15 protein-coding genes, 1 tRNA gene and 4 pseudogenes are annotated in these 15,036 nt (G+C 56.2%); 12 read left to right on the top strand and 8 right to left on the bottom strand.

Annotated features, from left to right (window positions below; translation table 11 throughout):
- Positions 1–121: 121 nt before the first annotated feature.
- Positions 122–2,854 (bottom strand): annotated as a pseudogene (gene gyrA, locus ASG39_RS04660) (DNA gyrase subunit A); the annotation flags it as partial.
- Between the two features lie 220 nt (positions 2,855–3,074).
- On the opposite strand from gyrA, the gene ASG39_RS04665 reads away from it, so the two are divergent.
- The gene (locus tag ASG39_RS04665) at positions 3,075–3,710 is read left to right on the top strand and encodes a MarC family protein (protein WP_062593212.1); all 636 of its coding nucleotides are present in this window, start codon (positions 3,075–3,077) and stop codon (positions 3,708–3,710) included.
- 82 nt (positions 3,711–3,792) lie between these two features.
- On the opposite strand, the gene ASG39_RS04670 is transcribed toward ASG39_RS04665, so the two are convergent.
- Positions 3,793–4,011, bottom strand: a complete 219-nt coding sequence (locus ASG39_RS04670) for a hypothetical protein (RefSeq protein WP_062593214.1) — start codon at positions 4,009–4,011, stop codon at positions 3,793–3,795.
- Between the two features lie 163 nt (positions 4,012–4,174).
- Between ASG39_RS04670 and ASG39_RS04675 the strand changes: the two genes are divergently transcribed.
- Positions 4,175–4,537 carry a hypothetical protein gene (locus tag ASG39_RS04675; protein ID WP_062593216.1) on the top strand — a complete coding sequence of 121 codons (363 nt, stop codon included), beginning with the start codon at positions 4,175–4,177 and terminating at the stop codon, positions 4,535–4,537.
- 59 nt (positions 4,538–4,596) lie between these two features.
- Here the strand turns inward: ASG39_RS04675 and ASG39_RS24760 are convergent, their stop codons facing one another.
- A complete protein-coding gene (locus tag ASG39_RS24760; RefSeq protein WP_347360151.1) occupies positions 4,597–4,974 on the bottom strand; it encodes a hypothetical protein in 378 nt (125 codons plus the stop codon).
- 167 nt (positions 4,975–5,141) lie between these two features.
- Here ASG39_RS24760 and ASG39_RS04685 point away from each other — a divergent pair.
- The 3 genes from ASG39_RS04685 to ASG39_RS04695 all read left to right on the top strand — a co-directional run bounded on the left by ASG39_RS04685 (position 5,142) and on the right by ASG39_RS04695 (position 7,195).
- Positions 5,142–5,216 (top strand) — tRNA-Asn (locus ASG39_RS04685).
- 384 nt (positions 5,217–5,600) lie between these two features.
- On the top strand, positions 5,601–6,908 hold the full coding sequence (locus tag ASG39_RS04690) for a DUF6538 domain-containing protein (protein WP_062593219.1): 1,308 nt from the start codon (positions 5,601–5,603) through the stop codon (positions 6,906–6,908).
- A 107-nt stretch (positions 6,909–7,015) separates the two neighbouring features.
- Positions 7,016–7,195: a hypothetical protein gene (locus ASG39_RS04695; RefSeq protein ID WP_062593220.1), complete on the top strand. Its 180-nt coding sequence runs from the start codon at positions 7,016–7,018 to the stop codon at positions 7,193–7,195.
- Between the two features lie 63 nt (positions 7,196–7,258).
- On the opposite strand, the gene ASG39_RS04700 is transcribed toward ASG39_RS04695, so the two are convergent.
- From ASG39_RS04700 to ASG39_RS23660, 5 genes are all read right to left on the bottom strand, one after another.
- Positions 7,259–8,212, bottom strand: coding sequence for a hypothetical protein (locus tag ASG39_RS04700; protein ID WP_156468006.1), 954 nt, complete (start codon positions 8,210–8,212; stop codon positions 7,259–7,261).
- A gap of 260 nt (positions 8,213–8,472) precedes the next feature.
- A complete protein-coding gene (locus tag ASG39_RS04710) occupies positions 8,473–8,763 on the bottom strand; it encodes a hypothetical protein (protein ID WP_062593227.1) in 291 nt (96 codons plus the stop codon).
- A gap of 6 nt (positions 8,764–8,769) precedes the next feature.
- The gene (locus ASG39_RS04715; RefSeq protein WP_062593229.1) at positions 8,770–9,006 is read right to left on the bottom strand and encodes a hypothetical protein; all 237 of its coding nucleotides are present in this window, start codon (positions 9,004–9,006) and stop codon (positions 8,770–8,772) included.
- Positions 9,007–9,263: 257 nt separating this feature from the next.
- The gene (locus ASG39_RS04720) at positions 9,264–9,857 is read right to left on the bottom strand and encodes a hypothetical protein (RefSeq protein WP_062593231.1); all 594 of its coding nucleotides are present in this window, start codon (positions 9,855–9,857) and stop codon (positions 9,264–9,266) included.
- A gap of 39 nt (positions 9,858–9,896) precedes the next feature.
- Positions 9,897–10,127: a hypothetical protein gene (locus ASG39_RS23660; protein ID WP_156468007.1), complete on the bottom strand. Its 231-nt coding sequence runs from the start codon at positions 10,125–10,127 to the stop codon at positions 9,897–9,899.
- Between the two features lie 106 nt (positions 10,128–10,233).
- Here ASG39_RS23660 and ASG39_RS04725 point away from each other — a divergent pair, with 106 nt between their 5' ends.
- From ASG39_RS04725 to ASG39_RS24395, 7 genes and pseudogenes are all read left to right on the top strand, one after another.
- Positions 10,234–10,518, top strand: coding sequence for a hypothetical protein (locus tag ASG39_RS04725; protein ID WP_062593233.1), 285 nt, complete (start codon positions 10,234–10,236; stop codon positions 10,516–10,518).
- Positions 10,519–10,837: 319 nt separating this feature from the next.
- The gene (locus tag ASG39_RS04730; protein ID WP_062593235.1) at positions 10,838–11,413 is read left to right on the top strand and encodes a recombinase family protein; all 576 of its coding nucleotides are present in this window, start codon (positions 10,838–10,840) and stop codon (positions 11,411–11,413) included.
- 757 nt (positions 11,414–12,170) lie between these two features.
- Complete coding sequence (locus ASG39_RS04735; protein ID WP_062593237.1) at positions 12,171–12,461, top strand: hypothetical protein; 291 nt, start codon at positions 12,171–12,173, stop codon at positions 12,459–12,461.
- A gap of 185 nt (positions 12,462–12,646) precedes the next feature.
- Positions 12,647–12,925, top strand: a pseudogene (locus tag ASG39_RS24285) (IS21 family transposase); the annotation flags it as partial.
- A 1-nt stretch (position 12,926) separates the two neighbouring features.
- A pseudogene (gene istA / locus ASG39_RS04745) lies at positions 12,927–14,291 on the top strand (IS21 family transposase); the annotation flags it as partial.
- The coding region (locus ASG39_RS04750) for an ATP-binding protein (RefSeq protein ID WP_244481114.1) at positions 14,281–14,829 on the top strand (549 nt) is incomplete at its 3' end. The pseudogene istA and the gene ASG39_RS04750, both read left to right, overlap by 11 nt.
- A 1-nt stretch (position 14,830) precedes the next feature.
- Positions 14,831–15,036 (top strand): annotated as a pseudogene (locus tag ASG39_RS24395) (ATP-binding protein); the annotation flags it as partial.

Here is a 15,036-nt window from a genome sequence, read left to right on the forward strand (position 1 = left end):
CCTCCCGTCCGGCTTTTCTCGTTTCGATAGGCTCTGCCAGACCCTTGCGGGCCTATTCCGACGCAGTATCCGGCGCTTCGGGCGTCTGAGCCAGTTGCTCATCGATGATGGCAACAGCGGCCTCATCGTCTTCCGGCTCGCTGATGCGCTCGACGGAGACGACCTTTTCGTCCTTTGCCGTGGAGAAGATCGTGACGCCCTTGGTGGCGCGGCTGGCGAGGCGGATCCCACCGACGGGAACGCGGATCAGCTGGCCGCCGTCCGAGACGAGCATGATCTGGTCGGCATCTTCCACCGGGAAGGCAGCGACGAGAACGCCGATCTCGTTCGTCTTCGACGTGTCGGTGGCCCGAATTCCCTTGCCGCCGCGACCGGATGTGCGGAAGTCGTAGGTCGAGGAGCGTTTGCCGTAGCCTTTTTCCGAGACGGTGAGAACGAACTGTTCCTGCGCCTTCAGTTCGTCGTAGCGTTCCTGCGACAGTTCGCCGACGACCTCGGCTCCCTCTTCACCGACCAGTGCGATGTCGTCCTCCTCGCCTGCGACCGCCTCCCCGGCCACCAGACGCCGTTCGACCGATGCACGCTTGAGATAGGATGCGCGCTCCCATGGTTCCGCGTCGACATGGCTGACGATCGTCATGGAAATGATGCGATCGTCCTTGCCGAGCGAGATGCCACGGACGCCGATCGAATTGCGGCCGGCAAAGACGCGGACATCGTCCACGGGGAAGCGGATGCACTGGCCGAGCGCCGTGGTCAGAAGCACGTCGTCGCGATCGGTGCAGGTTTCCACGGACAGGATTTCGTCACCATCCTCTTCCAGCTTCATCGCGATCTTGCCGTTGCGGTTGACCTGGATGAAATCCGACAGCTTGTTCCGGCGAACCGTGCCGCGCGTTGTGGAGAACATGACGTCGAGATTGGCCCAGCTGGCCTCGTCCTCGGGCAGCGGCATGATCGTGGTGATGCGTTCGCCCGGTTCGAGCGGCAGCATGTTGATCAGCGCCTTGCCACGCGAGGTCGGCGTGCCGATCGGCAGGCGCCAGACCTTCTCCTTGTAGACGATGCCGCGCGAGGAGAAGAACAGGACCGGCGTGTGCGTGTTGGCGACGAACAGGCGGGTGACGAAATCCTCGTCGCGGGTCGACATGCCGGAGCGGCCCTTGCCGCCGCGGCGCTGCGCCCGGTAGGTGGTCAGCGGCACGCGTTTGATGTAGCCGAGATGCGACACGGTCACGACCATGTCTTCGCGGGAGATCAGGTCCTCGTCGTCCATATCCGGACCGCCTTCGACGATCTCGGTGCGACGCGGCGTGCCGAATTCCTCGCGGATGGCCGTCAGCTCGTCCTTGACGATCGTCATGATCCTCAGGCGGGAGCCGAGGATCTCCAGATAGTCGCTGATCTCGGCGCCGATCTTGTTCAGCTCATCGCCGATTTCGTCGCGGCCAAGCGCCGTCAGACGGGCAAGACGCAGTTCGAGGATGGCGCGGGCCTGTTCCTCGGAGAGATTGTAGGTGCCGTCCTCGTTGATCCTGTGGCGGGGATCGTCGATCAGCCGGATCAACGAGTCCACGTCATGTGCCGGCCAGCGGCGCGTCATCAACTGCTCGCGCGCGGTCGCCGGATCGGGCGCCTCGCGGATCAGCTTGATGATCTCATCGATATTGGCGACCGCGATGGCGAGACCGACCAACACGTGGGCGCGCTCGCGTGCCTTGCGCAGCAGGTACTTGGTGCGGCGGCTGACGACTTCCTCGCGGAAGGCGACGAAGGCGCGCAGCATGTCGAGCAGCGTCATCTGCTCTGGCTTGCCGCCGTTCAGCGCCACCATGTTGCAGCCGAACGAGGTTTGCAGCGGCGTGTAGCGATAGAGCTGGTTGAGGATGACCTCGGCATTGGCGTCGCGCTTCAGCTCGATGACCACGCGGTAGCCCTGGCGGTCGCTCTCGTCGCGCAGATCGGAGATGCCCTCGATGCGCTTGTCGCGCACGAGCTCGGCCATCTTCTCGATCATCGTCGCCTTGTTCACCTGATAGGGAACCTCGGTGACGATAATCATCTCGCGATCGTTGCGCATCGGCTCGATATGCGCCTTGCCGCGCATGATGACCGAACCGCGGCCCGTCTCGTAGGCCGAGCGGATGCCGGAGCGCCCCATGATCATGGCGCCGGTCGGGAAGTCCGGTCCGGGAATGATCTCCATCAGTTGCGGCAGCTCGAGCGCCGGATCTTCGATCAGGGCGATGCAACCGGTGATGACTTCGGAGAGGTTGTGCGGCGGGATGTTCGTCGCCATGCCAACCGCGATGCCGCCGGCGCCGTTGACGAGCAGATTCGGAAACTTCGCCGGCATGACGACCGGCTCGGACAGCGTGCCGTCGTAGTTGTCGCGAAAATCGACGGTTTCCTTGTCGAGGTCGTCGAGAAGGGCGTGCGCCGACTTCTGAAGACGGCACTCCGTATAGCGTTCGGCCGCCGGCGGGTCGCCGTCGATGGAACCGAAATTGCCCTGTCCGTCGATCAGCGGCAGGCGGAGCGACCAGGGTTGCGCCATGCGGGCCAGCGCGTCGTAGATCGCGAGGTTGCCGTGCGGGTGGTATTTACCCATCACGTCCCCGGTCACACGGGCGCATTTGACGTATTTCTTGTTCCAGTCGATCCCCAGTTCGCTCATGCCGAACAGGATGCGCCGATGAACCGGCTTCAGGCCGTCGCGAACATCGGGGAGCGCGCGGCTGACGATGACGCTCATCGCGTAATCGAGATAGGAGCGCTGCATTTCCTCGATAATGGAAATGGGCTCGATGCCTGGTGGGTTCTTGCCGCCGCCGGGAGGTGTTTGCTCAGTCAATTTGGGTCACGATCGTTGGTCAGAATCAGAGGGCTATATATAATCGACACAGCGCCCATGCGCCAATTTCCGCAGGGGGTTGTGAACAGTCTTCTGCCTTTCTGGCAGCAAAAGGGCGGCTTTCCAAGGTAAACTTGCGACAGGGACGCCCTGCCCCTTTACCCGTAATGCTGCTTGAGACTAACTGATCTCCCGCGCGAGACGCGCACCGGAGAGCGGCATGCCCGATACCGACCTTCTGATCAACGCGCTGACCACGATCCTCGTGACCATCGATCCTCCGGGCCTTGCACCGATCTTCCTGAGCCTGACTGCCGGAATGAGCCGGAGCGAACGAAAGCAGGTCGCCTCGCGCGGCAGCCTGATCGCGTTCTGCATCCTCTCCGTCTTCGCGCTCTTCGGAGACAGCATCCTCGGCCTGCTCGGCATTTCCATCGGCGCCTTCCGCATCGCCGGCGGACTTCTGCTGTTCTGGATCGCCTTCGAAATGATCTTCGAAAAGCGCAACGAGCGGAAGGAAAAAACCGGCGAGACGGCAACGCTCCGCGACCACATCGAAAACATTGCCGTCTTCCCGCTGGCCCTGCCGCTTATCGCCGGGCCGGGTGCGATCTCGGCGACCATCCTTCTGGCGGGCTCCTATCCCGGCACCGTCGGGCGGCTGCAGCTCATTCTCGTCATCGCCGTCTGCGTCGCGATCCTGTTCGCAGCACTGGTGATTGCGGAGCGCATCGATCGGTTTCTCGGCCAGACAGGGCGCGCGATTCTCACACGCCTGCTTGGCGTCATCCTCGCCGCGCTCGCCGTGCAATTCGTTGTGGATGGCGTGACCTCCGCATTCGCGCTGAAGGTCTGACCCCTCCGATCGAAGGTCTGGCCCGTCCGATCGAAGGTCTGGGTGGACGCCGATCGTCCCTGAACGCTGGAGTACCTGAACGCTACTGGTAGAAGAAGCAGACGCAATCCGCCTTCGCGGCATCCTCGGCCGCCCAGACGCGCGCCGCAAGGCGGCTTGCCTCGCCCTTCTCTCCCAGGCGCAGACCGAGCAGCGACGTCGCTGCCAGCTTGGCATTGACCGCATCGACCTCCACCATCCTGCCGACCTGATGGACGCCGTCGCGCGGCGTCCAGGTGAAGAATTGAACATTGTAATGCATGGCGTTCCTCCCGCTCATACCGACGCGGTCGCTCCTCACTGGACCGCTTTTTAACCATATCACGAAATTGCGCAAATCCATATGGCTTCGGGTCTGCCGCAGGTGTGGGGGAACTTACGGTCCCCCCGCCCGTTGCTCTTCACGAGAACCCGAGGAGACGACCATGGCAAAAATAGTGGACGAGCGCGGCGATGTCAGATCGACGCAGGAACTGAACAAGAAGGTCACGTTGAACCCGACCGAAGCGCGCCAAGGCGGTGTCGGGCGGCCGGTCCTCATGGTGCTGGTCGGTGGATTGTTTCTCGCGCTGATTGCCTGGGGAGCCGCGGAAATGTTCGGCGAAAGCACCGACAACGACGCGGCGACCGATCGTCAGCAGACTCAGCAGACGGAGCCCGCGCAGAACGGCCAGGCCGCACCGGCCAATCAGGGAACGATCGACAACACGCCGGCCAATGGCGCGCCGATGCAGCCAGCCCCGACCGATCGCGACCCGACGCCGCAGACAGGAACGACCAACGGCTAAAGCTTATCGACATCGCAATGTTTGGAAAGGCCGGTTCAAACCGGCCTTTTTGCTATCCGTCAGGCGGACTTGAGTTTCGCGGCGGCTTTCGCGCGCTTTCGGCGCTCCCACCAGACGGCCATGCGACGGCGTTTTCGACGGATGTAAGACGAGTCGTGCGAGAGCACGACGAGGCCGAGCGGCACCATCCAGAATCCGAGAATGGGCAGGAAGCCCAGAAGACCGAAGACGACCAGCAGACAGCCGATCAGGACCCGCAACCACTTCTGCCGGGGAAGCGGCATGTGCCAGGAGCCGATCGAAATCTGCGGGCCATGCCGCCGGGGGTGTGGCGAGCGTGCGTCGGCGGACCCGGTGCCTGCATCCCCTGTCTTCGGGTGTGCGTTCTCAACGGCTTTGCCCGCCGGGCCTGCAACTGCGTCAACCTCGTCCATCACGATCCAATCCGGCTATGCGATATGAGACGACCGCTGTCGTCCGCTCTGACCCTCAGGTGTGTTTCGAGGGTGAGTTTGTCCACAGCAGGACGTGCTTTTTTGAAAAAAGCGCTTGGCAAATCGAAAAAGCATCCGTATTAGCAGCCTCACTTCTGCAGCGCAGATGTTCCCTGGTAGCTCAGCGGTAGAGCATTCGACTGTTAATCGACAGGTCGCCGGTTCGAATCCGGCCCGGGGAGCCATTTTCTTCTTGAGAATTGGCTAATAATACCGCAAAATCAGCATGTTACCGTCTCGAAGCCGCCTCACAGGGCGGCTTTTCTACATTCTGCTTCTACATTTTCGGAGCGCGTCGTGGCGTGTCGAGTAGATACGCACATCCGACCAAGACTACTTTAAGTCTCCCCAAGTAATTCGAAATCATTTCAACTTTAGGCATGCGGACTTTTTGAAAAAAAGTCTTGACGTTGTTTCGCGTTCGTATATTTACGTCATCACACCGAGCGTAAAGCCAAAGCACTGGCGCACGTTAATGCGGTGTAAAATTGAAAATTTGGACAGATTGGCGCTCGCTCTCAATAAGTGTGCGAACGAACCGTGTTTTCTTGACGATAAGGAAACAACGAATGCGAAAGGCTTCTGTGAAATACCTGAACATGAACAACGGCTGGTACTATGTGCGCCTTGCCGTCCCAAAATCTATGCGGTCTTCCTTCGGCGGTAGACGCGAAATCCAACGTAGCTTGAAGACGCGAGAGTATGACAAGGCGATCTTGTTGCTTGGACGCGTGGTCGATCAAATCAAGCAAGAAATCTTTGCGGGCGATGACGTCGAAGAGGTGACGATTGCTGACGTGATGCAGGATGCCGAAGCGATAGAGACCACATACAGCTACATGGAAGTGCCGTGCGGCGCTCCCGTTGAAATGAGCATCGATCTTCTGTCCAGCGGTCTTCACGAGATTTCCGAGACGAAAAAACTCACAAAGCTTCAGGTCGCCCGGATCGGCGGGGTTATTGAACCCCCTGCCCTGACGATGCGCCAAGCACTTGAACGATTCGAACTCGACTCGCTCGACCTGTTCATGAACCTCGCTCATCGTGAACGGCAGAAGAAGTTCAACAAGTACCGTGCGGCTGTCACCGATTGGGAAAAGCGGATGGGTGCTGACCTCGACGTGCTCAAGCTCGATAAGACCACGGTCTTCAACTACCGGACAGAGCTTTTGAAACTCGTCAGCGCGGGTGAACTCAAGACGGACACCATTCGCAAGACCATCATGTGGTTGCGGGTGATCGTTCGCCACGCCTTCGACCTCAACGGCTTCAAGGAATCGCCCTTTGAGGGTCTGAAGCCGATCAAGGGGAAACGCGATGAGGTGAAGCGCGAAACCATCGAAGAAGCTCAGGTGCCGTTGATCCGACAGGAGCTAATCGACGCGGACGCGAACGAAGAAATTCGTGCCATCGTTGCTGTTCTCGAAAACACGGGCGCACGACCGAAGGAAATTACCGGTCTTCACGAAGACGATATCCATCTCGACGCACCAATTCCGTATATTCGAATTCGCGCAAATTGTAACCGGGAGCTAAAGAATACGCCCTCTGAACGGGATATCCCGCTCGTAGGCGTGGCGCTGGAGGCGCTGAAGCGCTTTCCGAAGGGTTTCCCCCGTTATAGCCGCAACAACGGCTCTGACGCCTTTGGTGCTGCCGTAAACAAGCACATCGAGAAGGTCGCACCCGGGAAGACATCCTACAGCTACCGTCACCGCCTTGCGTACCTGATGAACCTTCAGGAGACGATCAAGGATACGATGTCGGACGGTATGCTTGGGCATGCTGGCGGAATGACCGCTTACTACGGCAAAGCGTATCCGCTCCACATCAAGCTTGAAGTGCTCAAGAAGGCACTTCCTGACTACGCCTACTAATTCACCCCGATCCTCAACACACGGCTTCATATATTATGAATTACTCCTGAAAGGAGAAGCTACTATGCCTACAAGACTGACAAAGCCGCATTCGAAGAAACTCAAAAATGGAAACGAAATACACCCTCGACAACCTTCTGAACGACAAGACGACCCGTGAAGCGTTCTTTAAAGCATATGGAAAGCTGATCAAAGCGCTCAAGAAGCACGGATACAATGCAGCCGCGATGACCCACGCCCGAAACCGGAAACGCATCCAAGACGAAATCGCATTGCTCGATTTTTAAAAGCGCAAACTGAGGTAAACGAATAGAGAGCGTATTATCTGCAAGAGATGCACATCTCGCAGATCATGCTTCGTCGTTCTTAGCGCCGAGCGCAAAATCCCAAGCACGAGTAAACATCGTTTCAAAGTCGGATTGCTCTAAAAACCCATGCTTCTCAACGACGGCGTCGAAGATCTTTTGTGACAGAATCCGCCTTCCTGCGGCAGTTTCAAGCATATTTGTCGAGTCCGCTTGATTACTCATGAGATATCCGTTTATAAGCGCAGAAATGTAAATAAAAATCTCACTTCGCTTTGCAACGGCGTCTCTGAGTAGAGCTGAGTGCAATTGTTTGTCAACATTTACGCCTTTCAATGAGTATTTTAGAAAACTGTTTCTTTCAACGTTACGGTCAACAATGTTTTCAATTGCGCGCTCAATTCGATCTATTTTTCGATTCAGAAACTCTGCCTGCGTCAACTCTTCGTTGCCAAGTTTCTTTGCGGTAATGTGCTTGAAGTTACGCAAAAACGGTGAATATTCGGGATCGGCTTTGGACGTTTTTACTGTGCTGGTAATTGCGGCTGCCACTTTCGCCTTGAAAGCTATCACGTCGTCAAAGCGAAGGTCTTTCCGATAACCAATATGTTTGATCGGAGACGTGTCGAAGGAGTAATCGGTCGCGTTGTCTTTGACGATGATAACCGGTTTATCGAACGCCAGACGAAGGCCTAACTCAAACATCACGTTGGCGTTTTTGCCGCTTACGTCACATACCACGATTTCATCATCGTGAATGTTCTGCACGATGTTGGTATGAATGACCTGAATTTCGTCGCTGTCGCTTACCAGCCTTGCGTTATAGCCAGCACTCTGGATCGCTTCCGACAGCATCACAAGAACCCTTCCCCAATGAGCAGGTTCATACCCGGGCATATCAGCGATAGGCATGATAACACCGCAAGGCTTCCGATCATCTTCCCGTTGCTCCCCTTCGTTGGAGACGTCCACTCCGCCCTTATTGCTTTTCCCGGTCACACCAACCCCTAATTACCCGCACTGATCGACAACCCTTATAGCCTGCAATCTACAGCACATTGATCACCGATTGACCAGACGGACCATATTGTGCGGCAAAAGCTCTATCGTCCGCCCATCAATGTTCATCAGTGCGTCAAGGATGTCCTCTTGAGTAAACCCCTGCCCGACCAGCGGCGGACCTATCTCCAAAAGCGATACCGGAGTGTTAGACATCGCGCCTATCCACGGTAGAAGCTCAAGGATGGCTTCAGCGGCGGTCATCGCGACAAGGTGCCGATCATCAGACGATTACCCTCACGATTGCCGCACTGGCATTTGAGCTTCGTCTGAAACTCATTGAGGCTCATAGAATCCCCTGCTTGCTGTTTGACCGCAGTCATATCCAGCCAGCCGACGTGCAAACAATTCGGACATGTGCCGCCAAGGATTTCGTATTGAGGCAGATCGCCGATGAGACGCCAAAGGTCATATGCGGCGTCTCTTGCTCGTGCTGGCTTGAATGGCGCCGCCATCTCTTGCCGAAGATCGATACCCTTGCGGTGTTTCATGGCACATCAAGCCTCCGGAGCGGTATCCGGTACGCGCTCAAACGACGGCTTCCAACCTCTGCCAATACCCGTGCTCAACAGACGCGATGCGATGTGCAACTGATCGCGAGCAAAATCCAATTCGAGCACGAGCGTCTTGATCGCCTCGAATGAATCGCCGTCGTGCTCTTGGATGATGTGTCGAGCGAGAACGTCGGCAGTTACCGGCTGGTCAGTCGTCTTAAGTGCGGCGGTCGCGGTCATGGCAGACTCTCCATATGAGAACGAAAAGAGAACAGATGTTTTGATCTCATGCGTCTGGAGAGTCGATGCGAAGGGCGGAAATGCGATGTGGAATACGACGGAGGATGCGTGATTAGTTTTAGTTTACGTCTCGCAAACCCTTATTTTGCAGGCTGTTCAGGGACGCGTTTTTCGCTAAATGCGCAAAGACGTACAATCATGCATCCGGCTGCATCTAAAAACGCATTTAAATGGTTTATAGATTCTAGATAATATACCTAATAGAGGTATAGGGAGTCAACCAACCGATATATCATGACTGACGCACCTGCGATGGCGCCAACGAAGCTGGAAAGAAAGACAAGCTTATGGAGAGGAGCAAGGATCGCAATTCTTCGCGCTTCGTTCAATCTTAGCTCTTTGCCGAGTTCTTCGAAATGCTCAACGGATACACCTCCCTGCATAAAGCGACCAAGTTCCGACTGAACGCTTATTCGCAAAAACGTCTGATACATCTCCCACAAAACGAACAGCGACACCGATACAATGCCCATTAGACCAACCAAGGCGGTATCGTGCTTGCCGAGCAATTCTTTCGTAAATGACCAAGTCGTGAAGTATCCGGCATAAGCGATAACAGAGACCACATTCACATACTTGCTGGTCTCTTCGCTTAGCTTCTGAAGGTGGCGGGCGATTTCATTACGGTATTCATCAGTTTGCTGCCTTATGCGCTTGGCTTCTTCCTCAAAGCGATGCTGCCGCTCGCGATGCTCTGCCGCAGAGCTATGATGCTCGATGCTCGCCCAGACGTTGTTAAGCCCCTCATAGAGGTCTCTAATATAACGTTCAACTTCTGGATCGATTGCCATGAGTGTCTATCTCGCCAGCGAAGCCGGGAACTAATGCAGTTAGCCGCGCTTCTTACGATCTTCGAACTCAACGCCGATAGATCGTCCGACCAGCCAGCCGATTAGAGCGAACACGATAAGGGCTACGCCAAAACCGGACGTACCTTTTCCGCCTGATGCAATCCCAAAGCCCGGGAGCAACATTGCAAAGACGATGCCGATAATCATCCCTGTTGTGGCGCAGCGACAACGGGTCGATGACCAAGCGAGACGAGCGACGGTTTCATTCATGTGACAACCTCCAGTTTGAGAGAGGATGCCTTATCGAGTTGTGTTGGTAAAGCGCACGGTGCAGGATAACCGTCGAACGTCACCTGACCGACTTTTGGAAGCAATAATGGAAGAACTCGCAATTCGAGATATCACTGAACGAGGTCGTGAGCTCAAACTTGTCGTCATCAGGCGCGGGGATGAAGTTAAGGGACAGGCGAACTATAACAACCGGCGTGTGTATACGATCGAAAATGGTGAGATCTCAACCGTGGGCTTTAGCATGACAAACGACGCCTATCGCGTATTCGTCGCGCAGCATGGGAAGGAAGCAGGTCTGCAACGCCTGTTAGATATAATCGCAGACGAACTCGCCCGGAAATGGGATTTTCTCACATATCTTTTGAAGTAATCTTGCCGGGATGACGTTTCGCCCGCCCGGCGCGACCGCCGCCAGAATTCCCGCCAAATCGCCCATTAGTATGACTAATCAACAGTGACTCAGCAGATAGGTCAGTATCGCTGTCCTATTATGTCTATTAGACATTTCTCATGATACAGACGGCTGTCGGTCGCCCTCTCCTGCCCTGTCTCGTGCCCGTGATGCGTCTCATTCGGGTAGACCTTAGCCAAACATCGTCGTGAGACACATATTACGTCTTATTAGGGTTGATTCTCTTATTCCGAGACGCTATACGATCAGGGTCTAGACCCTAACGAGACAGATACTCATGACCATCTACGGATATGCCCGCGTATCAACGACAGATCAGAACCTTGATCTTCAAGAAGCCGCTCTTCGTGCTGCTGGAGCAACCATCATCCGGAGCGAGAAGAAGACCGGCACCACGACAGCAGGACGAACCGAACTCGCAACCCTTATGGAGTTCGCACATGAAGGCGATACGATCCTCGTCACACGCATAGACAGGCTTGCCAGAAGCATCGGTGACCTTGCGCGGATAGTCGAGGCTCTAACGGGTAAGGGCGTCTCTCTGAAGGCGACTGAGCAGCCTATCGATACAGCGTCACCGGCTGGTCGTGCCTTCCTTCAGATGCTTGGTGTATTCGCTGAATTCGAGACGGCGATCAGGAAAGAGCGCCAGCTTGAGGGTATCGCCGCTGCCAAGGTGAAAGGTGATGTCTATACCGGGCGTAAGGTCAGCATCGACGGTGCCAAGGTCAAGGCTCTTGCTGCTGCTGGCAAAGGTGCTACCGAAATCGCCAAGGAAATGAACATCGGCAGGGCAAGCGTCTATCGCTATCTCGGCTCAAAGGCATATAAGCAGATGGCTGCGGACGGCTGATCGGCGGCAAATTAGCGGTCACTCAAACAGGTGGGGTAGCTGCCACCCCCACCCCCCGCAGAAAAATCAAAGAAATTTGTTATGGTGGCTCGCCAATTTTTTATGATTTCACAGAATTCGGGTTATCGGGTGACTGGCTGATGATGGCTATGATCGACAGAAGCGCCGAAGGCGCGTTCGCTGCGCTCACGGCTCCATGATTTTGGTAATGGGATATCGTAATATCATCCGACAGGCTCGCAAGCTTAGATGGACCGACTTGACGATGACCGGTGTGGGGCTTCTGTCTAAGTACAATGAAAAATGTCACGATTCCTATATAAATCTACTTCTATAGAGAACGTTACATATTTTCTATTGTTTTCTACCAAGAAGCCCCACACCAACCATCACCCCTGCATCCGAACAGATGCCAAACCCAAGCGATGAGAGCGAAGCGAACAGCCGACGCTCTGCGGAGGCATCACTACGCACAACAGCAGCCAATTAAAATTTTTTAAGAGAATTTCAATTTTTCAGTTGATCGACGCTGCCTGATGTCGTATCAAGCCATCTCCCCAAAAATCAGAATCCCTTAATATAAGCGAAGAAGGAAATCGACTGGCGTTGGATTCAGTTCTTCGAGCTAATCCAATTACGTCGATTAACGTCTTAGTATAGACCTCATGAAGCATATTTGAAGCTCGGAAACCGACCATGCCAGTCGACGGTTTCCGAGCTTTATTTGTTTCAACCTTCATGAGATTTCACACCAACTATGAAAGACCTTACACCCTTCTATTACGTCGATGGACCCATGGGCTCTGGCAAGTCCTACGTTACCGAAAAGATGATTGAGGCGAGCGACGAGCACTCCGAGCGCTTCGTTATCGGCACTCAGCTTACCGCCCTATCAGAACAGTATGCAGAGAAACTGTCCGAAGAGGACGTTTCAGCCAGAGCGGTCTCATTGAAGACTTCTCCCGCTGGCGTCGGCAAGTCATATCAAAAAGCCCGATCAGATGACGATTTACAGGTAACGGTGGCAAACCAGACCGTTGTCTGTTGATTTCCACTGAGAGCTGACCCGGCGCAGCGTTATATTTCCATTGAGAATTGACCCATGTTTCAACCGTCCCCTGCATGTTTTCAGCGGGGGCTCTGGAGTGATCGAGCGTTATATTTCCATTGAGAATTGACCCATGTTTCAACCGTCCCCTGCATGTTTTCAGCGGGGGCTCTGGAGTGATCGACATGGCGTTACTGAGCGTGATCCGGCGCTGGCATTTTCGAGAGCGTCTATCAATCCGGGAGATTTGCCGCAGGACCGGCTTATCCCGGAAYACCRTCCGCAAATATCTGCGCGCTGACGGCGTAGAGCCGAAGTTCCAGGTTCCGGAGAGGCCGAGCAAACTTGATCCGTTTGCAGATCGGTTATCGGCCTGGCTGAAGACGGAATCCAAGAAGGGCCGCAAGCAGAAGCGGACGATGAAGCAGTTGCATGCTGACTTGGTGAGCCTCGGCTACGAGGGGNGATCCGTTTGCAGATCGGTTATCGGCCTGGCTGAAGACGGAATCCAAGAAGGGCCGCAAGCAGAAGCGGACGATGAAGCAGTTGCATGCTGACTTGGTGAGCCTCGGCTACGAGGGGTCCTACAATCGCGTGGCGGCATTTGCTCGGGAATGGCGCGACGATCGACAGCGGGAATTGCAAACGACCGGCCGTGGCACCTTCGTTCCACTTGCGTTCGAACCCGGCGAAGCCTTCCAGTTCGACTGGTCGGAGGACTGGGCGATCATCGGCAATGAGCGCACCAAGCTGCAGGTGGCGCATACGAAGCTGAGCTACTCCAGGGCTTTCATCGTCCGAGCCTATCTCCTGCAGACGCATGAGATGCTGTTCGATGCCCATAATCACGCGTTCCGCGTCTTCGGCGGCATTCCTGGCCGCGGCATCTATGACAACATGAAGACTGCAATCGACAAGGTCGGCCGTGGCAAGGAGCGCGACGTCAACGTCCGCTTCATGGCAATGGCCAGCCATTACGTGTTCGAGCCCGAGTTCTGCAATCCGGCGTCCGGCTGGGAGAAGGGACAGGTCGAGAAGAATGTGCAGGATGCGCGTCACCGGTTCTTTCAACCCGTTCCGCGCTTTCTATCGCTGGAAGCACTGAACGACTGGCTTGAGCAACGTTGCAAGGAGTTTTGGGCAAAGACACCACACGGTCAGATGCGCGGCACGATTGCCGATATCTGGGCCGAGGAAGCACCAGCTCTCATGCCCGTTTCCAGGCCGTTCGATGGGTTCGTCGAATATACGAAGCGGGTCACGCCCACCTGCCTCGTGCATCTGGAGCGCAACCGCTACAGCGTGCCTGCATCCTTTGCCAATCGTCCCGTGAGCCTTCGGGTCTATCCGGATCGTGTCGTCATCGCCGCGGAAGGTCAGATCGTCTGTGAGCACCGCCGCGTCATCGATCGCTCCCATGATCGGCCGGGTCAGACCATCTATGACTGGCGGCATTACCTGGCGGTCGTGCAGCGCAAGCCGGGCGCTCTGCGCAACGGTGCACCATTCGTCGAGCTTCCCGAAGCCTTCCGGGCGTTGCAGCAATATCTGCTCAAGAAGCCCGGCGGCGACCGCGAGATGGTCGATATCCTGGCCCTCGTCCTTCAACACGACGAGCAGGCAGTGCTGTCTGCCGTCGACATGGCGCTGAAGTCCGGTGTTCCGACCAAGATGCATGTGCTGAACCTGCTGCATCGCCTCGTGGACGGCAAAACCTTCACGCCGCCAACCCTCGACGCACCTCAGGCACTGACGCTCACCAATGAGCCCAAGGCCAATGTCGAACGGTACGATACCTTGAGAAAGACGGAGGTTCGCCATGCGTCATAACCCGGCAAGCGGCGCTATCGTCATCATGCTGCGACAGTTAAAGATGCACGGGATGGCCCATGCTGTCGGCGATTTGACCGAGCAGGGATCGCCGGCGTTCGAGGCTGCCATTCCTATTCTGTCCCAGCTTCTGAAAGCGGAGACCGCGGAACGAGAGGTCCGATCGACAGCCTATCAGCTCAAAACCGCACGCTTCCCGGCCTATCGTGATCTGAATGGCTTCGACTTTGCCAGCAGCGAGATCAACGAGGCCCTCGTGCAGCAGCTTCATCGCTGCGACTTCCTCGACGATGCCAACAACATCGTCCTGGTCGGCGGTCCCGGCACAGGCAAGACGCACATTGCCACGGCGATCGGTGTCCAGGCCATCGAGCACCACCATAAGCGGGTCCGGTTCTTCTCGACCGTGGAGCTGGTCAACGCTCTGGAGCAAGAGAAGGCTCAGGGCCGTCCAGGCCAGATCGCCAACCGTCTGACACATTCCGATCTCGTCATTCTCGACGAGCTTGGCTACCTGCCGTTCAGTGCATCAGGCGGCNGCTCAGGGCCGTCCAGGCCAGATCGCCAACCGTCTGACACATTCCGATCTCGTCATTCTCGACGAGCTTGGCTACCTGCCGTTCAGTGCATCAGGCGGCGCACTGCTCTTCCACCTGCTGAGCAAGCTCTACGAACACACCAGCGTCATCATCACCACCAACCTGAGCTTCAGCGAATGGGCCAGCGTCTTCGGCGACGCCAAGAT

This window comes from Rhizobium sp. Leaf371, assembly GCF_001424045.1.
In the GTDB taxonomy this organism is placed as follows: Bacteria; Pseudomonadota; Alphaproteobacteria; order Rhizobiales; family Rhizobiaceae; genus Ferranicluibacter.